The sequence below is a fragment of the Xanthomonas hyacinthi genome (genome assembly GCF_009769165.1).
GTDB lineage: Bacteria > Pseudomonadota > Gammaproteobacteria > Xanthomonadales > Xanthomonadaceae > Xanthomonas_A > Xanthomonas_A hyacinthi.
Genome location: NZ_CP043476.1, coordinates 912223 through 932870, shown reverse-complemented (window position 1 = coordinate 932870; position 20648 = coordinate 912223). Strand labels below are relative to the sequence as shown.

Below are 20648 nucleotides of genomic sequence, written 5' to 3'. Positions count from 1 at the left end.
CGGCAGCGGGTCGCCCCGCTTCTCCCACCATGCTGCCCGGCGATTATAGCGTGGCCGGTGGCGCTCACGGCGCCGCGCGGGGTATGTCGGGCGGGGCCTGGCGCGGCTGAACATGGAGGCCGGCGTCCCGACCGCGGCGTGACTGGGCGGCGCGGCGCTTAACGCGGCATCGGCCAGGGGGTATCATGGCGGCCTTCCCTCTTTCCATCGTTGCGTCCCTTGCGCACGGTGTCGTCGCGCGTTCGCCCGCTGCCGGGCTGCGTGCGGCCGGCCTTCCAGGATCCTGCGCATGACGCTCCCGACCATCCCGATCCGCCGCCTGGCACTGCTGCTGGCCGGGCTGGCGATGTTCGGCCCGTTCTCGATCGACACCATCTTCCCGGCGTTCCCGCAGCTGGCGCAGCGCCTGCGCGCCGATCCGGTGGCGATCCAGCAGACGGTCAGCGTATACCTGCTGGCCTACGCGCTGATGGGCCTGGCGCACGGGCCGCTGTCCGACGCCTGGGGCCGCAGGCGGGTGATCGTCGGCGGGCTGGTGGTGTTCGTGCTGGCCTCGGCCGGCTGCGCGCTGTCGCGCGATCTGGGCACGCTGCTGGCGTTCCGCGCGCTGCAGGGGGTTTCCGCAGGCATGGGCATGATCGTCGGCCGCGCAGTGATCCGCGACCTGTACCAGGGCCACGACGCGCAGCGGCTGATGAGCCAGGTGTCGATGATCTTCGGCATCGCCCCGGCGATCGCGCCGATCATCGGCGGCTGGATCCTGGCCACCGGCGCCGGCTGGCCGATGATCTTCTGGTTCCTGGTCGGGTTCTCGCTGCTGTTGCTGGTGGCCACGCTGCGCTGGATGCCGGAGACGCATCCGCTGCAGGCGCGCACGCCGCTGGCGCCGCGCACGCTGCTGCGCGACTACATCGCCATCGCGTTCAACGCGCGCTTCCAGCGCCTGGCCGCCGCCGCCGCGTTCAACTTCGCCGGCGTGTTCCTGTACATCGCCTCGGCGCCGGTGTTCATCATCGACCTGCTGCACCGGACCGAGCGCGATTTCGCCTGGCTGTTCATTCCGACCATCGGCGGCATGACCCTGGGCTCGTTCCTGTCCGGGCGCATGGCCGGGCGCATCGGGTCGATGCGGCAGGTGCGCATCGGCTTCATCTGCTGCGGCGTGTCGATGGTCGGCAACATCGGCTATACCGCGATCGCAGCGCAGATCGCGCTACCGTGGGCGGTGCTGCCGATCTTCGTGGCCGGCCTGGGCATGGCGCTGATCTTCCCGGTCCTGGCGCTGGCGGTGCTGGACATGTACCCGCGCCAGCGCGGTCTGGCCTCGTCGCTGCAGGCCTTCACCCAACTGATGCTCAACACCGTGGTGGCCGGGGTGCTGTCGCCGCTGCTCAGCGGCCGGCCGATGCATCTGGCGCTGGGTTCGGGCGCGTTCTTCCTGATCGGCTGGGGCTTCTGGCGCTGGGAGCGGCGCAGCGGCAGACGCCTGCCGCGGCAGGGCACGCAGGTGCCGCAGCTGGAGCCGGCCGATCTGGTGTGACGCCGATGCCGCGGTTGGGCTATCGTCGTCGGGTCACCGTTGAGGAAACCGCATGTCCATCCAGTCCAAGCAGCGCCGCGACGTGCGCAAGAAGCTTGCCGAACGCCTGCGCCACCGCAGCGAGGCCGCCGCCGCTGCGGCCACCGCGATCGAACCGCACGCGGAGCTGCGCGATCAGCAGCGCATGCTGCTGGCCGGCATCGTGCGCCGCGACGGCGAGTGGGTATTGGGCATGGACGGGCGCATCGCCGGACACAGCGAGAGCGCCGCGCAGGTGCTGTCGCTGATCATGCAGGCGGCGGAGCTGCACGAGCGTGCCGGCACGCCGGTGCGGCTGGTGTATTCGGATGCGCTGAAGGACGCCGCGCAGGCCGATGCGCAGGCGCAGGGGCTGAGCTTCGACGAGTTCAAGGACCGCCACGCGCAGGCCATGCAGCGCGGCGCCAGCACGGCGCTGCCGGGCTGAGGGCATGGGCCAGAGCGCGAGCCAGGCCGCCGATGCCGCCGTGTCGCTGGCGCGGGTGCGGCGCCGCGATGGGCTCGCCCTGATCCAGGCGCACCGCGCCAGCACCGCGCTGCATCATCCGTGGGCGTATCCGTTCACCGACGTGCCCGGCTTCAACGCCTGGCACGCGCAGACCCTGGATGGCAGCAACGTCGCGCTGCTGGCGCGCGCGCGCGACAGCGGCGAGGTCGCCGGCCTGTTCACCTTCAGCCAGGTGGTCGGCGGCTGCTTCCAGAGCGCCTACCTGGGCTACCACGCGATGGCCGGCTGCGAAGGCCGCGGGCTGATGACCCACGCGTTGCGGCTGTGCGTGGCCTACGCGTTCTCCGAACTGGGCCTGCATCGCGTGGAGGCCAATATCCAACCGGACAACACGCGCTCGCTGGCGCTGGTGCAGCGCGCCGGCTTCCGCCGCGAAGGCTATTCGCCACGCTATCTACGCATCGGCGGGGTGTGGCGCGACCACGAGCGCTGGGCGCGGCTGGCCGACGAGTGAGTCGGTGGCCAGGCCGCCGCGCCGCGGCGCTTACTGCGGCTTCGGCGCCGGGGTGGGGGGCGCGGCTGCCGCCGTTTCCTGCACCGCCTTGGGCGCCTCCCAGCCGCACATCTGCCCCTGGTTCTGCTGCTTGAGCCACTCCTGCATCGGTGCGAAGTATTCCAGCAGCGGGGCGGCGTCGAGCGTGTCGTTGCCGGTCAGCTCCTTCAGCGTGAGCTGCCACGGCTGGCTGCTGCCACGCTGCAGCATCGACCAGAATTTCTGCCCGGCCTCCTTGTTGCCGTAGAACGTGCATTCGTACAGCGGGCCCTTGTAGCCGGCGGCGTCGCACAGGCCCTTGTAGAACTGGAATTGCAGGATGTGCGACAGGAAATAGCGTGTGTACGGCGTGTTGCCGGGCACGTGGTACTTGGCGCCGGGATCGAAGAAGTCTTCGCCGCGCGGCGTGGGTGGGGCCACGCCCTGGTACTTGGCCTTCAGTTCCCACCAGGCCTGGTTGTAGTGCTCCGGCGCGATCGAGCCGTCGAACACGCCCCAGCGCCAGCGGTCGATCATCAGCCCGAACGGCAGGAACGCGACCTTGCTCAGCGCCATGCGCATCTGCGCGTTGATCAGCGCCTCGCGGCTGAGCTGCGGCGCTTCGACCAGGCCGATCGAATGCAGGTACTGCGGGGTCATCGCCAGCACGATGGTGTCGCCGATCGCCTCGTGGAAGCCGTCGTTGGCGCCGCCCTGGAACAGCGGCGGCAGCGGATTGTAGGCAAGGTCGTAATAGACGTGGCCGAGCTCGTGGTAGATGGTGGTGAAGTTTTCCTCGTTCGGCTCGATGCACATCTTGGTGCGCACGTCGCCGGCCATGTCCATGTCCCAGGCGCTGGCGTGGCAGACCACGTTGCGCTCCAGCGGCTTGATGAACTGGCTGCGCGCCCAGTAGCTGTCGGGCAGTTTGGGCATCGCCAGCGAGGTGTAGAAATCCTGCGCGCGCTCGGTCATCTGCTTGGCGCTCTGCAGCTGCGCGTCGCGCTGGGCCATGAACCGCGCCTCCGGCGAGGAATCATTATTGCGCCGCGCCAGCGCCGCGCCGAGGTTGCTCTGGTACTGCTTTTCCAGCGCGTCGGTGATGTCCAGGCTGCCGGCGCCGGGGTAGGGCTGCAGCAGATCCCACAGGTTGCTCCAGTCCTGCTGCCACATGTTGCCGAGCAGGTGCGCCGGCAGCAGGCCGCCGGCGACCTCGCCCTTGTCCTTGCCGTATTCGGCGTCGAGCTTGCCGCGGGTGTAGCAGTGCAGTTGCGCGTACAGCGGCTTGACCTGGCTCCACAGCCGGTCGGTTTCGGCGGCGATCTGCGCCGGCGGCATGTCGTAGCCGCTGCGCCACATCGCGCCGGTGTCGGCATAGCCCATCGCGCGCGCGCCTTCGTTGACCAGTTCGACGAAGCGCTGGTAGTCCTGGCGCAGCGGCTGCGCGGTGCCGTGCCAGCCCTGCCATGCATCGCGCTGTTGGTCGTAGTCGCGGCTGCGGCGCAGCACGTCCTCCAGTTCGCCCAGCTGCCGGCAGCGGCGCGCATCGCCCTCGCCGGTGCAGTAGGCGGCCGCGCCGTAGGCGCCTTCCATCTTCGAGGCCAGCGTGGCCAGTTCGGCCAGCTTGGCCGTGTCGCGCGGCGCCGGCATCGCGGTCATCAGCTTCAGCAGCTGCAGCGCACGCGCGCTGTCGGCGGACATCGGCTTGCCCTCGTAGCGCCTGGCCTGCGCGATCCAGCCGTTGAGCGTGGTCAGCCAGCGCTCGTTGGCCTTGGCCACCAGCCGTTCCGAGTCGCCGTTGATGTAGGTGATCGACAGCCATTGCGCCGAGGTCAGCTCCGGCAGCAGCGCGCGGTATTGCTCGTTGATGCGGGCGACGAACTGGTCGGCGCTCTCGCCGGGCGCAGCCGGCGCCGGCGCGGTGCCGGTCTCGGTGGTCGCTTCCTTGCGGCACGCGGACAGCGCAAGCATGCTCGCGCCGATGCACAGCGCAAGCAGCAGAGGGCGGTGGTTCACGGCGAATCCTTCGATGGCGAATGCGACGAGGCTAGTGGTCCGCCCCGCCCGCCGCAAGGGCCGCCCACGCCGCGGCACCGGCGCGCCGGTGCCGGGTCTCGACCCGTTCTTCAGTCCGACCGAGATTTCCGTGCGGCTAGGCGCTGCATTGCGCGAACAGGTCGCGCTTGCGGTCGTAGACCCCGGTCTTGACCTGCATCAGCCCCAGCACCGACGGGAACAGGTTGTCCTGGTCGGCGTACTGGCGCGAACGCGCACGCACGCAGGCCAGGTCCAGGCCGCGATCGCTGGCGAAGCCCGGCGAGAACCACATCACCATCGGCACGTGGGTCTGCTCCTGCGGGGCGATCGCATACGGCACGCCGTGCAGGTACAGGCCTTTCTCGCCCAGCGATTCGCCATGGTCGGACAGGTAGATCATCGCGGTGTCGTAGTCGGGCATCGCTTCCAGCGTGGACACGGTGCGCGCCAGCAGCTGGTCGGTGTACAGCAGCGAGTTGTCGTAGGCATTGGCGATCAGGTCGCGCTCGCAGTTGCCCAGGTCGGCGGTATCGCAGGTCGGGGTGAAGCGGCGGAAGCCGGCCGGATAGCGCTCGAAATAGCTGGGGCCGTGGCTGCCGAGCTGGTGCAGCACGACCACGCGGTCGCCGGGCTTGGCACGCACCTGCGTGGCCAGGTCCTGCAGCAGGATCTCGTCCATGCAGCGCCCGTCCTTGCACAGCTGCGGGTCCTTGGCCTCGTCCAGGCGCTGGATCGGCAGACCGTCGCACACGCCCTTGCAGCCGGACTGGTTGTCGCGCCACAGCGTGGCGATGCCGGCGTGTTCGAGCACGTGCAGCAGCGACTGATGCTTGCGGATGTTGCCTTCGTTGTAGTCGTGGCGGCCGAACGGGGAGAACATGCACGGCACCGAGACCTCGGTGCTGGTGCCGCACGAATGCATGTCGGGGAAGTTGATCACGTCCAGCTGCGCCAGCTGCGGCGTGGTCTGGCGGACGTAGCCGTTCAAGCCCCAGTTCTGCGCGCGCGCGGTCTCGCCCAGCACCACCACCAGCAGGCGCGGCTTGCTGCCGCGCGCGCGCGCGGTGGCGATCGCGTCGTGTTCCAGCGGCAGCTTCGGCGCCTTGTGCGTGGGGCTGTCGGACTTGAGGGTCTGCCGCAGCGCGACGATGTAGTTGATCGGCGTGGCCAGGTAGCGGATTTCGCGGTGGTTGCGCATCATCGCCGACAGGTCCTGGAACGACAGCATCGCGCCGGCGCCGCCCAGCGCCAGCATCGCCAGCAGGAAGCCGGCGCGGATCGCCAGCGCCTTGCCCGGCGGGCGCCGCACCAGGCGCAGCCGCCACAGCGCCAGGATCGGCAGCGCGGCGTAGCACAGCAGCGGCGCGATCAGCGCCGGGGTCATCAGTTCGCGCGATTCCTTGTGGTCGGTGGCCAGCACGTTGCGCAGCATGTCCGCGTCCAGGTAGACGCTGTAGCTGTTCATGTAGTGCGCGGCGAACGCGGTGGTGACCAGCAGCAGGGCCAGCAGCGGCTTGGCCACGCCGCGCCACAGCAGCAGCCCCAGCAGCAGCCCGTGTACCGACAGCAGCAGCAGGAACAGCGACAGGCCCAGCTTCAGGTCGCCCGGATGGCCGCTCATCGCGCTGCGCCAGAACATGCCGTTGCAGACCAGGGCGAAGAACGCGCTGGCCGCCAGCGCCAGCGCTTCGTTGCTGAGCAGCGGGCGGTAGCGCCACCAGTCGGTCCTGGAATGGTGGGCGCCGGGATGCGGCAGCGAAACGCTCATGCGCGGCTTTCCTTCACGACAGGCAAGGGCACATGCATGGACCGGGCCGAAATCTGCGGCCGCCACAGCAAGCCGCGGTACAGGCCCAGGGCCACGCCCCAGCTCAGGGACAGCGTCCACAGATCGTGGGACAGGAAGTGCGCGCCGCGCAGCTGCTGGCCGAGGCCGAACAGCAGCCCGGCGCCGAGCCCGACCGCCAGCGCCGGCCAGCGCCAGGATGGCTTCAGCGCCAGCGCGACGAAGTACAGTGCGACCCAGGCATAGCCGGCGCTGGAATGCCCGGCCGGGAAGCATGCGGCATGCGGCATGCCGGCCGGACGCGCTTCGAACAGGCCGATGTAGGGCAGCTGGCCGCCATAACGGCTCAGGTCCCACGGGCAGTCCATATGGGTCAGCGACTTCAGCAGCGACACCACGCCGGTGCTCAATGCCACCGCCAGCGCCAGATACAGCAGCGGCAGCCGGTAGCGCTGGCCGTCGGCGCGGCGCCAGGCCCACGCCGCCAGGGCGGCCGTCGCCACCCAGGCCACGGTGCTGAGCAGCTTGCCGTCGTGGTGGATCAGGCTGCGGGTCAGCGCCGCGTTCTTCAGCGCCCAGTGGCCGCCTTCCCAGCGGTACAGCAGGTCGGCGAACCAGAAGTCCCCGCCCAGGCCCATCAGCACGGTGCTGGCCAGCAGCGCGGCGGCCAGCGGCAGCCACAGATGCCGGCGATAGAAGGCCGACGGCGCGGGCAGGAAGGAGGCGGCAGGCAGGGGCAGGGACGGGCTGTGCATGGATGCGGGCGGGCTGGAGGTGCGGACGGTGGCGAGTGTCATGGTGTTGCGCTGCGTGTCGGAGTCTGGTCGGATTGGGCCGCCGCAGACGCGGCGCTTCAGCCCAGGTTGCCGTCGCGGTATTCGGGTTCCGTCCAGGTTTCATCGAGATTCGATCAAGACGCAGCGTTCCGACCGCGTTCCGACGCGCATCCGCTAGCATGGCGTCACCCCCCCGTTGTCCCGGAATGCGAGCGAGTGCCATGCGGCTGTTGGTGATAGAGGACAACCGGAACCTGGTCGCGAACCTGTTCGACTACTTCGAGGTGCGCGGCCACACCCTGGACGCGGCGCCGGACGGCGTCACCGGCCTGCACCTGGCCACCACCCAGCACTACGACGCGGTGATCCTGGACTGGATGCTGCCGCGCCTGGACGGCCCGCAGGTGCTGCGCGCGATGCGCGAGCAGCACCACGCCGAGGTGCCGGTGATCATGCTCACCGCGCGCGATGAGCTGCCGGACAAGATCGCCGGTTTCCGCGCCGGCGCCGACGACTACCTGACCAAGCCGTTCGCGCTGCCGGAGCTGGAAGTGCGGCTGGAGGCGCTGCTGCTGCGCGCCAACGGCCGCGGCCGCAGCAAGCTGCTGCGCGTGGGCGACCTGCAACTGGACCTGGGCACGCTGGAGGCGACCCGCGGCGGCCGCACCCTGCACCTGTATCCGGCCTGCCGCAAACTGCTGGAAGTGCTGATGCAGGCCAGCCCGGCCGCGGTCACCCGCGACCGCCTGGAGCAGGCGCTGTGGGGCGACGAGCCGCCGGACGGCGACATGCTGCGCTCGCACATCTACGACCTGCGGCGCAGCGTGGACGGCCCGTTCGCGACCAAGCTGATCCACACCCTGCCACGCATCGGCTACCGGCTCGCAGTGGTGGACCCGCACGAGCAAGAGCATGCCGCGTAGGACCGGGCTGCGGCAGCGCATCACCCTGTGGCTGGTCGGCTATGCGGCGCTGCTGTCGCTGGCGGTGTTCGTGCATGGCTACATCGTCAACGACCAGGCCGAACAGCTGACCTGGCGTTCGCTGCTGAGTTCGGAACTGGAACATTTCCTGGCGCGCAGCGCGGTCGATCCGGACTACCGCTGGATCGACACCCGCACCGTGAGCCTGTACGGCGACGAAGGCGGCGAGCCGCTGCCGCCGGCGGTGGCGGCGCTGGCGCCGGGCCTGCACGACGACGTGCCGCTGGAAGGCCGCGACAAGGTGGTGCTGGTGCAGGACGTGCGCGGCCACCGCCTGGCGCTGGCGCTGGACATCACCGAGCTGCAGAAGCACGAGGAGAACCTGGCGCTGTGGATGCTGCTGTCCAACGTGATCGCGGTGCTGCTGCTCGGCGCGCTGGTGGCCTGGGGCCTGGGCCGCGTGGTGCAGCCGCTCACCGACATGGCGCAGCGCATCGGCAGCCTGCGCCCGGACCGGCCCGGGCAGCGCATCGAAGTGCATCCGCGCGCCAGCGCCGAACAGGTGGTGATCGCCGATGCGTTGAACGACTACCTGCTGCGCAACGACCTGTTCGTCCAGCGCGAGCGCGCCTTCATCGACAGCGCCAGCCACGAGCTGCGCACGCCGGTGGCGGTGATCGGCGGCGCCGCCGACCTGGCGCTGGAGCAGTCCGACATCCCGCCCAGCGCGCGCAACCAGCTGCTGCGCATCCGCCGCACCGCCAGCGGCGTCGGCCAATTGATCTCGCTGCTGCTGGTGCTGGCCAAGGATCCGGCGCGGCTGGCGCGCGGCAGCGACCTGGTACGGCTGGACCAGTTGCTGCCGGACATCGTCGAGGACCATCGCCACCTGTGCGCCGACAAGCGCCTGCAACTGGTGCTGGCGCCGTTGCCGCCGTGCGAGGTGCTGGCGCCGCTGGCGATCGTGCAGGCGGCGATCGGCAACCTGCTGCGCAACGCGATCGAGAACAGCGACCAGGGCCGGATCCAGATCGCGATGCTGGCGCCGGGCGTGGTGTGCATCGACGATCCTGGCCACGGCATGACCCCGGAGGAAATCAGCGCGATCTACATGCGCATGGCCCGCGGCGGCGGCCGCGAGGGCAGCGGCATCGGCCTGGACCTGATCGCGCGCCTGTGCGAGCACCTCGGCTGGGCCTTGCATCTCGACTCGCTTGCGGGCCAGGGCACGCGGGCGACGCTGGACCTGAGTCCGGCATTGAAGGACGGCGGCGCGGCGTAGGGCGTTGCAGCGACGGTGCTGCTGACGGTGCTGCTTCAGCCCCGACAGCATCCGAAGTCTGGGAGCTGCGCGCTCCGCCCGTCGCGACGGAAGTCGCTCCACAAGGGGCTCGCGACGAGCGTGCTGGGTGCACTGTAGGAAGCAAAGCCTCGGCAACTCCCCTATTGCGGCAATAGTCCACGTTGCAGCAGCCAGGCGCGCGCGTCCTCGGCGTCCTGTTCGAACCAGGCGCGGGTGGAACCCAGCCGGTACGTATAGCCCCACGCATCCATGTCGGCCATCAGCCGCGCGCTGCCGACGCCGGGCAGCGCGTCGGCCAGCACGATCTGCAGGTAGCAGGTGGCGTCCTCTTCCTCGACCGAGTCGGTGGCATCGGTATGCACCAGCGCACGTCGTTCCGGCGGCAGCACGAGCAGGTGGCAGGCCTCGTGCAGCAGTGAGTGCACCGGCGTGTCGTCGCGCACGTACACGTCGCTGGCGATCACCCCGGCTTCCGGTTCGCCCCAGTAGCTGCCGGGAATCGCGGCGCCGTCGGCGACCCGGTGCAGGCACAGGCCATGCCGGGCCAGCAGCGCGCGCGGCGCGTCCAGGCCGATGGCGCCGACGGTCAGCACCTGGGTGGCGGAAGCGGGGCGGGAGTGGTCGGTCTGCATCGGGAGGTCGGGAAGAAAAGCGGCGCGTGACGCAATCGGCAAGGTATTGGCGGCGGTTGGACAGGCCGACAGCTCGACTACCGTGCCGCCCAAGCTCGTGCGTTCGGTGAGCGCAGCTGAGGTTGTGCACGCACCATGGCGCATTGCAGGCGCCGCAGTGCATCTTCGTCGGGACGTTACGTCGAACACACCACCGAACAATGCGGCACAGGCTGCGCGCCACGGTCGCTATCTACGACCGTAGCGCGCTGCCCACTCAGGGCGTCGGCCCTTCCGGCAATGCCACCGAGATATCGAGCACGTCGTGTTCGCCGTCCTTGACCAGGTCCACCTTGACCGCGTCGGCGTCGATGTTGACGTACTTCTTGATCACTTCCAGCAGTTCGCGCTGCAGCAGCGGCAGGTAATCCGGGCCGCCGCGGTGGTTGCGTTCCTGCGCGATGATGATCTGCAGGCGGTTCTTGGCGGTCTCGGCGGTGTTCTTCTTGGCCTTGAGGAAGTCGAATAGTCCCATGCTCACCCTCCGAACAACTTGGTGAAGAAGCCCTTCTTTTCCACGGAGATGAAGCGCATCGGGCGCTCTTCGCCCATGATCCGGGCCACCGCGTCGTCGTAGGCCTGGCCGGCCGGGGACTCGCCGTCCAGGATCACCGGCTCGCCCTTGTTGGAGGCGTTGAGCACGTCGCCGGATTCGGGGATCACGCCGATCGCCTTCAGCCCCAGCACTTCCTCCACGTCGGTGATGCTGAGCATCTCGCCGCCTTCCACCCGGCCCGGGCTGTAGCGGGTCAGCAGCAGGAACGCCGGCACGCTCTGGCCTTCCTCGGCCTTGCGGGTCTTGGAGTCGAGCAGGCCGATGATGCGGTCCGAATCGCGCACCGAAGAGACTTCCGGGTTGACCACGACCACCGCGCGGTCGGCGAAGTACATCGCCAGGAACGCGCCCTTCTCGATGCCGGCCGGCGAATCGCAGACGATGTATTCGAAGCCCTCGGCGGCCAGGTCCTTGAGCACCTTCTCCACGCCGTCCTGGGTCAGCGCGTCCTTGTCGCGGGTCTGCGAGGCGGCCAGCACGTACAGGTTGTCGAAGCGCTTGTCCTTGATCAGCGACTGCTTGAGCGTGGCCTCGCCGTGCACCACGTTGACGAAGTCGTACACCACCCGGCGCTCGCAGCCCATGATCAGGTCGAGGTTGCGCAGGCCCACGTCGAAGTCGATCACGGCGACCTTCTTGCCGCGCCGCGCCAGCCCGCAGGCCAGGCTCGCGCTGGTGGTGGTCTTGCCGACGCCGCCCTTGCCGGAGGTGACTACGATAATTTCAGCCAAAGGAATGTCTCCTGATACGTTCGGTGGTTGGGCCGCGTCAGTCTTGCGCGGCGATCTTGATCTGGTCCTGCTCCAGCCAGACCTGCACGGCCTTGCCACGCAGTTCCTTGGGAATATCGTCCAGCACCTTGTAGTGGCCGGCGATGGCGACCAGTTCGGCGTGGAAGTCGCGGCAGAAGATCCGCGCCTCGGTGTTGCCCTGCGCGCCGGCCAGCGCGCGTCCGCGCAGGCTGCCGTAGATGTGGATGCTGCCGTCGGAGATCACCTCGGCGCCGGCGCCGACCGTGGCCACCACGGTCAGGTCGCAGTTCTCCGCGTACAGCTGCTGGCCCGAGCGCACCGCGGTCTTCTGCATGCGGCCCGGTTGCGGGCGCGCCGCAGGGGCGGGCGGCGGCGGGGGCGGGGGCGGCGAGACCGGGGCGGGCGCGGCGGCGGGGGCGCCGCCGTCGATGCGTTCGTACTGGGCGCGGAACTTGGCCAGCAACGGCAGGCCCAGCGCTTCGGACAGCTGCTCGATCTCGCGGGTGCCGTAGGCCAGCGCCACCGGCAGCACGCCAGCCTCGCGCAGGCCTTGCAGCAGCGCGCGCGCGGTGGCGGTGTCCGGCGCCTGCGCCAGGCCGCCGAAATCGATGATCACCGCGGCGCGGCCGAACAGCTTGGGCGCGCGCTGCACGCGTTCGCGCATTTCCTGGGTCAGCCTTGCCACGTCCAGGGTGCGGATGCGCAGGTTGGCGATGCCGACCTGGCCGATCTTCAGTTCGCCTGCCTGCTCGAAATCCAGATTCACCGAGGACACGCTCAGGTTCCGGTCGGGCGCTGGGCCCGCTGCAGGCGGCGCGCATGGCCGACCCAGGGCAGGTCGGGCAACTGCTCGCCGTAGGTCTCGCGGACCCAGGCGTAACTGCACAAATCCTTCAACAGCATGCTGGCACGCACCTCCACCTCGTTCATCGTGTTCTGACCCACTTCGCGGAAACCGAAGCTGCCATGGAACAGCAGCGCCGCGTCCGCGCCGTGATCCAGGAAAACCTCGCAGGCCAGCTGCGGGTAGCGCAGTTCGGCATAGCTCTGCACGTCGGCATAGAACGCGCGGCCGACGCCGCCGCCGCGGCGGCGGCTGGCCACCACGATGCGGTCGATATAGAAGAACGCCGGATAGCGCTCGCGAAACCAGGCGAAATTGCTGCTGTCGTGCTCGCTGCCGCCGCCGAAACCGACCAGGAAGCCGGCCAGGTTGCCGTCGCGCTCGGCGACGCGGAAGTATTCTGCGGTCTCGTAGAAGCGGTGCAGCTTGGCCGAATCCAGCGGCAGGATCGCCAGTCCGGCGTTGTTGTTCAGGGCCAGGACCGAATCGAGCTCGTGCTCGCGCACGTCGCGGATGACGATCGACATTGGGACTCCGTTGCTGATGCGCACACGGCCAGATGCGGACCGCCAGCCGGATTATCGCACGCGGGGCGCGGGGCGGCGAGCCGCGCATGCATGACTTCCGTGGGAGTGCAATGCGCGCCGTTCATCCTAAGATGCGTGCATGTTGGAGTCTCTCAGTCATGCCCGCGTCCTGCGCTATGCCGGCCTGTTCACCTGGGCCGTCATCTGCATGCCGCTGTTGTACCTGTACTGGGAACCGGTCGAGGAATCGAGCCGCATGCCCAGCGGCGAGGTGTGGCTGCTGCTGGCCAGCTACCTCGGCTTCGGCCTGGGCTACTTCCTGCTGACCCGGCGCCTGCACAGCGGCGACGGCGCGCGCTGGTACGGCCGCGGCATGCTGGTGTTGCTGACCGTGTGCGCGCTGGCGGTCGGCTATCTGCACCGCTCCGGGCTGGGCAGCATCCTGATGATGGTGGCGGCCGGGGTCATTCCCTGGCTGTTGCCGGTGCGCGCCGGCGTGGCCTGGCTGCTGCTGAGCCAGCTGGCGGTGCTGCCGGTGTACCTGGCGATGGGCTTCCCGGTGTTCGAGGCGCTGATGCAGTCGCTGCTGTACGGCGGCTTCTCCATGTTCATCTTCGTCACCAGCCTGGTCGCGCGGCAGCAGGTCCAGGCGCGCGAGGAGCAGCGCCAGCTCAATGCCGAACTGCGCGCCACCCGCGCGCTGCTGGCCGAAAGCGCCCGGATCAACGAGCGCACCCGCATCTCGCGCGAGCTGCACGACCTGCTCGGCCACCACCTGACCGCGCTGAGCCTGAACCTGGAAGTGGCCGGGCACATCACCGAAGGGCGCGCGCAGGAGCATGTGCACCAGGCGCATACCCTGGCCAAGCTGCTGCTCACCGACGTGCGCGAAGCGGTCAGCCAGCTGCGCGACAGCGGCGCGATCGACCTGGCCGCGGCCTTGCGACCGCTGGCCGAACGGGTGCCGGCGCTGCAGATCCACCTGCAGGTGGACGAGCCGCTGACCGTCGAGGACCCGGAGCGCGCGCATGTCCTGCTGCGCTGCACCCAGGAAATCATCACCAACACGGTGCGCCACGCGCAGGCCGACAACCTGTGGATCCAGGTGCGCCGCGACGGCCCGCTGGTGGTGATCCAGGCCCACGACGACGGCCGCGGCTGCGAGACCCTGCTGCCCGGCAACGGCCTGCGCGGCATGCGCGAGCGGCTGAGCCAGTATGGTGGCAGCCTGGAGATCGATGCGCCGCAGGGGACGGGCTTCCGCCTGCGCGCCGCGGTCCCGAGCGCGGCCGCGTTGCTGCCGCCCGCCGTTCCACGAGGAGTGCTGTGATGATCCGTGTCTGCCTGGTCGACGACCAAACCCTGGTGCGGCAGGGGATCCGCTCGCTGCTGGCGTTGGACGGCGGGATCGAGGTGATCGCCGAGGCCAACGACGGCCGCCAGGCGGTGGAGCTGATCCCGCAGGTGAAGCCGGACGTGGTGCTGATGGACATGCGCATGCCGGCGATGTCCGGGCTGGAGGCGCTGCAGATGCTCTCGCGCAACGGCACGCTGCCGCCGACCATCATCCTGACCACCTTCGACGACGACCAGCTGGTGCTGGCCGGGCTCAAGGCCGGCGCCAAGGGCTATCTGCTCAAGGACGTGTCGCTGGAACAGCTGGTCGGGGCGATCCGCGCGGTGGCCGCTGGCGGCTCGCTGGTGCAGCCGGCGGTGACCCAGCGCCTGCTGTCGGGCCTGGAGCACATGCGCAACGACTTCGTCAGCCTGGACCGGCCCGACCCGCTGACCGACCGCGAGACCGAGATCCTGCGGCTGATGGCCAGCGGCTTCTCCAACAAGGAGATCGCCAACTCGCTGGGCGTGGCCGAGGGCACGATCAAGAACCACGTGTCCAACATCCTGTCGAAACTGGGCGTACGCGACCGTACCCGCGCGGTGCTGAAGGCGTTCGAGCTGCAGTTGGTGTGACACGGGCGGGAGGCTCGGTCCGCGCTCGCCGGGAGTTCCCGTCCGCGCGCGCCGGCGGCGCGCCAGCCCTTTGTGGGAGCGACTTCAGTCGCGACAAACGAAGCGGCAGGCCTGCCGAACCCGCAGACGTCCTGGGTCGATGCTCCACCGCGGCCGTGGTTCGGACGCAGTGGTCTGCCGCCTGGCCCGGCTGCAGTCCCCGCGCGCAGCCGCAAACGCCTCGCCGGGTCTGGCTTGCCTGCGGCCGCACGGCGCCGCTGCATGCCTGTCCGCCACGGCCCGGACGACAATGGGCTGGTCGCCCGCACGGCGGCGCGGCGGCGCTTTGCACGGCGCGTTCGCGGGGTTTTCGCCACTATGCCGAATTCCGCGTCGCCCTCTGCTGACCACGAGCCGCGAAGCCTGCTAGGATGGGCGCTTCGCTTCATCAACCCGGCCGTGGGATCGGCCCCGGAGACCTCCTGAATGACCCGTATTATCGAATTCCTGATCGCACTGGGGATCGTGGTTGGCCTGTTCGTCATCGTTGGCCTGGTGCTGCCTTCGGAACGTCACATGTCCGAGAGCGTCGAAACCAATCGGCGCATGACCATCGTCTATGACACGGTGAACAGCCTGCGTCGGTTCAAGGACTGGAACCCTCTGGTGCTGCGCGATCCGCGTATCCAGCTGAAGCTTTCCGGTCCCGAAGCCGGCGTCGGCGCCCGCCTCGACTACGCCTCCAACGAGGGCTACATCGGCAAGGGCAGCTGGACCATCACCTCGACCGAGAAGAACAAGCAGGTCGTCATCGGCATCGAAGACGAGAGCCGGGGCAGCGACAAGACCACGTCGTTCAAGCTCGAGCCGACCGGCAAGAGCGGCCGCAACGTCAAGATCACCCAGGACTACACGGTCAGGTACGGCTGGGACCTGTTCGGCCGCTACGCCGGCCTGTACGTGAGCCGCCATGTCGGCGACGACATCAAGCTGGGCCTGTCGCGGCTGAGCAACGTGCTGGCCACCGTGCCGAACGTCGACTACCGCGCCGAGGAAACCCCGTTGACGGACCTGAAGGTGGTCGACGTTCCTGCCGAGGATCTGCTGGTGGTCAACGCCGGCAACATCGACCGCGACAACGACTCCATCAAGAAGTCCATCAAGGACAACCAGGAGTGGATCAAGCGGGTGATGGACGCCAACGGCCTGGAAGCGGCCGGTCCGGTGCGCATCGTCACCACCGACTTCGGTTCCGACAAGTACGCCTTCGATGTGTCCCAGCCGGTGCGCAAGCGTGCCGGTGGCGCGCCGAAGCCGGATGCGGCGGCCAAGCCGGGAGAGAAGAAGGACGCCGCGGCCGCGCCTGCGGCTCCGGTCGTCGATGCGACCCCGGTCGCCGCCAGCGGCGAGGCGCTGAAGCCGACCATCCCGCAGGGCGCGCCGGTCACCTACCTGCGTACCGCGGCGCACCGCTCCGCGTTCGCCAGCTACACCGGGCACATGGCGGGCCTGGATGCGGCACGCAATGCGGTTCGCGCCTGGGCCGCCACCAGCGGCTACGACGTGACCGACCGTCCGTACGAAGCCTGGAAGGGCGGGGTGGACAAGTCGTTCACGCCGGACGGCACGTACGACATCTACTGGGCGATCAAGTAAGCCGTCGCCTGCATGGATGAGCGACCACGAAACGCGCCGCTGCTTGCGGCGCGTTTCGTTTATGGGGGCCGGAACGCCGGCCGCAACGGAGCATCGTCATGCTGAATTTCGATCGACGTTCGCGCAAACGGTCCTGGCTGGCCTGTGCCGGCGGCCTGCTGGCCGCTGCCGCGATCGGCCTGTCCGCGTATGCCTCGCACGGCGTCAGCGAGCCGCTGGCGCAGTCGCATCTGCAGACCGCCGCGCTGTACGCCTTCGGCCACGGGCTGGCGCTGGCGGCACTGGCCCGCAGCAGCGAACGCCTGCTCGCGCGCGCCGGGCTGGCCCTGCTGCTGCTCGGCACGCTGCTGTTCGCCGGCAGCCTGGCCGGCAACGCGCTGGTGCAATGGCCGACGCGGCTGGCCCCGGTCGGCGGCACCACGCTGATGCTGGGCTGGGTGCTGTACGCGCTGGATGCGCTGAGGCGTTGAGATGCCCCGCTACCCGCGTGGATTCGACACCCAGGCCGCCTACGACCACCTGAGCCGGCGCGACCGCAAGCTCGGCGCGTGGATGCGCCGGATCGGCCCGATCGCGGCACAGCCGGGCTGGTCCAGGCGCTTCGATCCGGTCGATGCGCTGGCCCGCGCGATCCTGTTCCAGCAACTCAGCGGCAAGGCCGCCGCGACCATCGTCGGCCGCGTCGAGGTGGCGATCGGCAGTACCCGCCTGCATGCCGACACGCTGGCGCGGATCGACGATCCCGGCCTGCGCGGCTGCGGCGTGTCCGCCAACAAGGCGCTGGCGCTGCGCGATCTGGCGCTGCGCGAGGCGGCCGGCGAGATTCCCGGCCTGCGGCAGATGGCGACGATGCACCAGGACGCGATCGTCGAAGCGCTGCTGCCGATCCGCGGCATCGGCCGCTGGACGGTGCAGATGATGCTGCTGTTCCGCCTGGGCCGCCCCGACCTGTTGCCGGTGGACGACCTGGGCGTGCGCAAGGGCGCGCAGCGCGTGGACGCGCTGGAACTGCCGCCGACCCCGAAGGATCTGCTGGCCCGCGGCGAGCGCTGGGGCCCGTATCGCAGCTATGCCAGCTTCTACCTGTGGCGCATCGCCGACGCGGCGCTGCCGACCAAGGCGCCTACGCCGCGCTCGCAGGAGTAGAACGGCCTACCCAGCGGCAGTTCCGAGGCGGCCCAGATCAGGTTCTGTTCGCGCGCATAGTCCTGCCCGCGCGGCACCAGCCGGCGCGTGTCGGTGGGCGCGGCATCGCTGCGCAGCCAGGTCGCCGCCAGCGGGCGGTCGAAGCGCGGCGGCATCAGGTCGGCGTTGTGCAGCACCGCGCGTGGGTCGGCGGCGATGCGTTCGGTGAAGAATGCCGGATAGTCCGCCAGCGCCACACGCTGCGGGCCGTGGCGGCTGTCGGTCTCGGTCCACTTTTTTCCGAAACGCGCGACCGCGGCTTCGTCGGCGACGTGGACCGTGGCCGCGAAAGTCTTGTCGTGCGCGCGCTCGGTGCTGTCGGGCAGCGGCGTGCCCTGGCGATCATGCCACTGTACGCAGGCCGCAAACGGCAGGGCCAGCAAGCCCAGGGCACAACACGCCGGGTTGCCGCGCAACACGCTTGGTACGCGATGCCTCATGCCGGCGCTCCGGCGTGCCAGCGCCAATGCCAGGGCTCGTAGACGATGCCGTGCGGATTGCCGCGTGGATAGCTCATCCGGTAGCCGAAGTCGGCGGCATGCGCGCGCAGCCAGGCGAAGGCCGCGGTGCGTTCGAAGCTCTCCTCGGCCGGCGCTTCGCCGGGCGTGCCGATGTCCAGCGCGTCGCCGCTGTGGTGTTCGCTGTAGCCGGGCGCGGCATTGACCTGCAGGATCTGCTGCAGGCTCTGCCCGCGCGCGAACTTGCGCGCGAAGATGCCCAGTTGGTAGGCGTGGCTGCGGTAGCCGGAGATCGCCTCCAGCACCACGCCGTCGCGTGCGGCGGCGCGCTGCAGCGCCGGCCAGGCGCGCGCGGCGCCGGCGCTCAGCCACAGGGGGCGCCGGTAGCGGTCGCGGCCGGCGGCGCGCAGCGTGGCGGGTTCGGCCTGCAAAGGCAGCCCGGTGCTGCGCGCGTAGTCCTCCGCGTCCAGGCCGAGGTGGGCCAGGCGTTCGTGCAAGGCGTGCAGCGGCAGCAGCGCGGCGGTGTCGGCTTGCCCGCGGACGGGCAGGGCGTCGAGACGGTCCAGCGCCGCGTCGATGCCCGGTTCGTGCATCAGCCGCGGTACCAGCGCGTGCATGCCGTGCGTGGCGGCGACGGCGAGGTAGCGGCCGTCGCACTTGCGCCGCAGCAGCCAGGTCGCCTGCGCGAGCAGCCGCGCATCGGCGTTGCTGCGCGCGCGCAGCAGCGCGGCCGGCAGCAATTCGATGCACTCGGTATTGAGCAGCAGGGCGGGGGCAGGGCGCATCCGCACAGGGTAGGGCTAAGCGCCGCGCGCGGCCAGCTGCCGCAGGTCCTGCAGCAACTGCCGCGGCTGTTCGGGACTCAGCAGCAGCCAGCGTCCGTCGCGCAACGGCAGCGCCAGCACGCGGCTGGCATCGGTGAGCAGGCAGAACGCGCGGTTGCCGTTGCGCATGCGGAAATGGCCGGATTTGAAGCCGGGCAGCGCGTAGGCGAGGGTCTTGCGGGTCGGCGCGTACTCGCCGTGCTCGGCGAGGTCCAGCACGCGTGCATGCGCCAGGTCGAGTGCGGCGATGTCGGTGCGCGAGGCGAACATGCTGGAGCGGACCAGCAGCGTGCGTCCTTGCAGGCGGATGCCGCGCCGCAGGTAGAGCAGGCTCAGCACCGTGCCGGTCGCTGGCAGCAGCGCCAGGGTGGCCCAGTGCAGGCGATGGCCGCGGTCCGGACTGGACAGGCCCACCGTGGCGACCAGACCGGCGGCGAGCAGCAGCGGCAGCCACAGGCCGAGCAGCGGCAGGCGCCCGGGCGCGGCGACGCGGTAGTCGCGGGAGATCGGTGCGGCGCGGGAATGGCTGTGCATGGCGGTCATTGTTGTGCGCGGATTTGCTGTGCGCGGATCCACTGCGCGGTATCGGCGATCAGCTGCGGGTCGACATGCCCGGGTTGCGCGTACTCGGCCGGCCCGGGCGCGCCGCTGCCGGCGATGCCGAGGTGGTTGAGTTGCGCATAGCGGTGCAGGGTCGCGCGCGGGTCGCCGCCCAGCGCCTGCTGCCAGCGCTGCCAGTCCGGCGCGGTGACCTGGAAGTCGCGCTCGCCCTGCAGCCACAGCACCGGCTGGCGCAGGGCGAGGACGTCGGCCACCGGATCCACCTTGTCGAACGCACGCCAGTACGCGGCCGGCATGTCCTGCGGCGAATCGGTGCGCGCCACCGCACCGTCGCCGCGGACCTTGGCCACGCGCCGCTCGATCTCGGCCAGGCGTGCCTTGCCCTCCGCGGACGGCGTGCCTTGCAGGCCGAGCAGATAGCGGTTCTGGTCGAGCAGCAGGTCCAGCAGCGCGCGCGCCGGTGCCGCCCACAGGACGATGCCGGCGGTCTTGCCGGACATGCGCGCGATGCGCGCGGCGAGCATGCCGCCCTGGCTGTGGCCCATCACGAAGATGCGCTTGCGGTCGATGCCCGGCGTGCGCGCCAGCGCCGCGACCGCGGCGACCGCATCGTCGGTGGTTTCGTCGTCCATGGTGAAGGACGCGTCCCCGGCGAAGCTCTTCGGCAGCGCGTAGCTGCGCTTGTCGTAACGCAGCACCGCGATGCCCTGCGCGGCGAGGCCACGCGCGACATCGAGGAACGGCAGATTCGGGCCGATGGTCTCGTCGCGGTCGAGCGGGCCTGAGCCCTGCACCAGTACCACGGCCGGGAACGGTCCCTTGCTGGCCGGCAATGCCAGGGTGCCGGGCAGCGGACCGACCGCGAACGTCTGTTCGGCGAAGCCGGCATCGGCGGCGGGCGGCGGTGGGGCCGCCGGGGTCAGCAGCAGGCCGGCGATCCTGCCTTCGGCGTTCACCGAGACATGCAACAGCATCGCCCCGCGTTCGAACTGCAGGCGTTGCTCGATCAGGCTGAGCCCTTGCTGCTGGCGTTCGCTGGCCGTGCCGCGCTGCTGCAACGCGCCCATCTGTGCGGACACCCTGTGCCAGGCCTCGGCCAGTTTCTCGGCCGGCACCGCTTGGGCCATCGCCGGGGTGAACTCGGCTTCGACCGCGGCGAGGTCGCCGGCCTGCAGGCGGTCCAGCAGCGTGTCGGCGGCCTGTTGCGGCGTGGCCGCCAGCGCGCAGGAGCACGCCAGCAGCAACGGCAGCGCGAGGCGCAACGAGCAGCGGCGGCGCAT

Annotated in this window: 22 protein-coding genes; 10 read left to right on the top strand and 12 right to left on the bottom strand. The window is 70.0% G+C overall.

The window, feature by feature from the left end; translation table 11 throughout:
• The first annotated feature begins 289 nt into the window (after window positions 1-289).
• Genes FZ025_RS04375 through FZ025_RS04365 form a run of 3 tightly spaced genes read left to right on the top strand, consistent with a single transcriptional unit; the run spans window position 290 to window position 2541 of the window.
• A complete protein-coding gene (locus tag FZ025_RS04375) occupies window positions 290-1540 on the top strand; it encodes a multidrug effflux MFS transporter (protein WP_046978636.1) in 1251 nt (416 codons plus the stop codon).
• A gap of 52 nt (window positions 1541-1592) precedes the next feature.
• Window positions 1593-2006, top strand: a complete 414-nt coding sequence (locus FZ025_RS04370; RefSeq protein ID WP_046978635.1) for a hypothetical protein — start codon at window positions 1593-1595, stop codon at window positions 2004-2006.
• 4 nt (window positions 2007-2010) lie between these two features.
• Window positions 2011-2541, top strand: a complete 531-nt coding sequence (locus tag FZ025_RS04365; RefSeq protein ID WP_046978634.1) for a GNAT family N-acetyltransferase — start codon at window positions 2011-2013, stop codon at window positions 2539-2541.
• Window positions 2542-2571: 30 nt separating this feature from the next.
• On the opposite strand, the gene FZ025_RS04360 is transcribed toward FZ025_RS04365, so the two are convergent.
• From FZ025_RS04360 to FZ025_RS04350, 3 genes are all read right to left on the bottom strand, one after another.
• On the bottom strand, window positions 2572-4575 hold the full coding sequence (locus FZ025_RS04360; protein WP_046978633.1) for a M2 family metallopeptidase: 2004 nt from the start codon (window positions 4573-4575) through the stop codon (window positions 2572-2574).
• 136 nt (window positions 4576-4711) lie between these two features.
• Window positions 4712-6364 carry a phosphoethanolamine transferase gene (locus FZ025_RS04355; protein ID WP_046978632.1) on the bottom strand — a complete coding sequence of 551 codons (1653 nt, stop codon included), beginning with the start codon at window positions 6362-6364 and terminating at the stop codon, window positions 4712-4714.
• Entirely contained in the window at window positions 6361-7137 is a 777-nt protein-coding gene (locus FZ025_RS04350; protein ID WP_104557835.1) for a phosphatase PAP2 family protein, read from the bottom strand. Before FZ025_RS04350 ends, FZ025_RS04355 begins: the two co-directional genes overlap by 4 nt.
• Window positions 7138-7379: 242 nt before the next feature.
• Between FZ025_RS04350 and FZ025_RS04345 the strand changes: the two genes are divergently transcribed.
• Window positions 7380-8081, top strand: a complete 702-nt coding sequence (locus FZ025_RS04345) for a response regulator transcription factor (protein WP_104557661.1) — start codon at window positions 7380-7382, stop codon at window positions 8079-8081.
• On the top strand, window positions 8071-9363 hold the full coding sequence (locus FZ025_RS04340) for a sensor histidine kinase (protein ID WP_046980981.1): 1293 nt from the start codon (window positions 8071-8073) through the stop codon (window positions 9361-9363). The genes FZ025_RS04345 and FZ025_RS04340 overlap by 11 nt, the downstream gene beginning before the upstream one ends.
• Before the next feature lie 161 nt (window positions 9364-9524).
• Here FZ025_RS04340 and FZ025_RS04335 read toward each other — a convergent pair whose 3' ends face one another.
• The 5 genes from FZ025_RS04335 to FZ025_RS04315 form a co-directional block, all read right to left on the bottom strand.
• Complete coding sequence (locus tag FZ025_RS04335; RefSeq protein WP_046980982.1) at window positions 9525-10016, bottom strand: hypothetical protein; 492 nt, start codon at window positions 10014-10016, stop codon at window positions 9525-9527.
• Window positions 10017-10272: 256 nt separating this feature from the next.
• Entirely contained in the window at window positions 10273-10530 is a 258-nt protein-coding gene (gene minE / locus FZ025_RS04330) for a cell division topological specificity factor MinE (RefSeq protein WP_009608870.1), read from the bottom strand.
• Between the two features lie 2 nt (window positions 10531-10532).
• On the bottom strand, window positions 10533-11342 hold the full coding sequence (gene minD, locus FZ025_RS04325; RefSeq protein WP_046980983.1) for a septum site-determining protein MinD: 810 nt from the start codon (window positions 11340-11342) through the stop codon (window positions 10533-10535).
• Between the two features lie 37 nt (window positions 11343-11379).
• Entirely contained in the window at window positions 11380-12138 is a 759-nt protein-coding gene (gene minC, locus FZ025_RS04320; protein ID WP_104557659.1) for a septum site-determining protein MinC, read from the bottom strand.
• 2 nt (window positions 12139-12140) lie between these two features.
• Window positions 12141-12734: a GNAT family N-acetyltransferase gene (locus FZ025_RS04315; protein ID WP_046980818.1), complete on the bottom strand. Its 594-nt coding sequence runs from the start codon at window positions 12732-12734 to the stop codon at window positions 12141-12143.
• Window positions 12735-12873: 139 nt separating this feature from the next.
• On the opposite strand from FZ025_RS04315, the gene FZ025_RS04310 reads away from it, so the two are divergent.
• From FZ025_RS04310 to FZ025_RS04290, 5 genes are all read left to right on the top strand, one after another.
• Window positions 12874-14064, top strand: a complete 1191-nt coding sequence (locus tag FZ025_RS04310; protein WP_046980819.1) for a sensor histidine kinase — start codon at window positions 12874-12876, stop codon at window positions 14062-14064.
• Window positions 14064-14705 carry a response regulator gene (locus FZ025_RS04305; protein WP_003465620.1) on the top strand — a complete coding sequence of 214 codons (642 nt, stop codon included), beginning with the start codon at window positions 14064-14066 and terminating at the stop codon, window positions 14703-14705. Before FZ025_RS04310 ends, FZ025_RS04305 begins: the two co-directional genes overlap by 1 nt.
• A gap of 465 nt (window positions 14706-15170) precedes the next feature.
• Window positions 15171-16340 (top strand): polyketide cyclase, encoded by a 1170-nt coding sequence (locus FZ025_RS04300; RefSeq protein WP_046980820.1) that lies wholly within the window; start codon window positions 15171-15173, stop codon window positions 16338-16340.
• 98 nt (window positions 16341-16438) lie between these two features.
• The gene (locus tag FZ025_RS04295; protein WP_046980821.1) at window positions 16439-16810 is read left to right on the top strand and encodes a DUF423 domain-containing protein; all 372 of its coding nucleotides are present in this window, start codon (window positions 16439-16441) and stop codon (window positions 16808-16810) included.
• A gap of 1 nt (window position 16811) precedes the next feature.
• Entirely contained in the window at window positions 16812-17486 is a 675-nt protein-coding gene (locus FZ025_RS04290; protein WP_046980822.1) for a DNA-3-methyladenine glycosylase family protein, read from the top strand.
• On the opposite strand, the gene FZ025_RS22200 is transcribed toward FZ025_RS04290, so the two are convergent.
• The 4 genes from FZ025_RS22200 to FZ025_RS04270 are packed head-to-tail and all read right to left on the bottom strand — an operon-like array spanning window position 17420 to window position 20648.
• Window positions 17420-17965: a hypothetical protein gene (locus FZ025_RS22200; protein ID WP_244292456.1), complete on the bottom strand. Its 546-nt coding sequence runs from the start codon at window positions 17963-17965 to the stop codon at window positions 17420-17422. The two genes, FZ025_RS04290 and FZ025_RS22200, sit on opposite strands and share 67 nt — an antisense overlap.
• Entirely contained in the window at window positions 17962-18768 is an 807-nt protein-coding gene (locus FZ025_RS04280; protein ID WP_046980823.1) for a M15 family metallopeptidase, read from the bottom strand. Before FZ025_RS04280 ends, FZ025_RS22200 begins: the two co-directional genes overlap by 4 nt.
• A gap of 15 nt (window positions 18769-18783) precedes the next feature.
• Window positions 18784-19341 carry a PH domain-containing protein gene (locus tag FZ025_RS04275; protein ID WP_053057340.1) on the bottom strand — a complete coding sequence of 186 codons (558 nt, stop codon included), beginning with the start codon at window positions 19339-19341 and terminating at the stop codon, window positions 18784-18786.
• A 5-nt stretch (window positions 19342-19346) separates the two neighbouring features.
• A complete protein-coding gene (locus tag FZ025_RS04270) occupies window positions 19347-20648 on the bottom strand; it encodes an alpha/beta hydrolase (protein WP_046980825.1) in 1302 nt (433 codons plus the stop codon).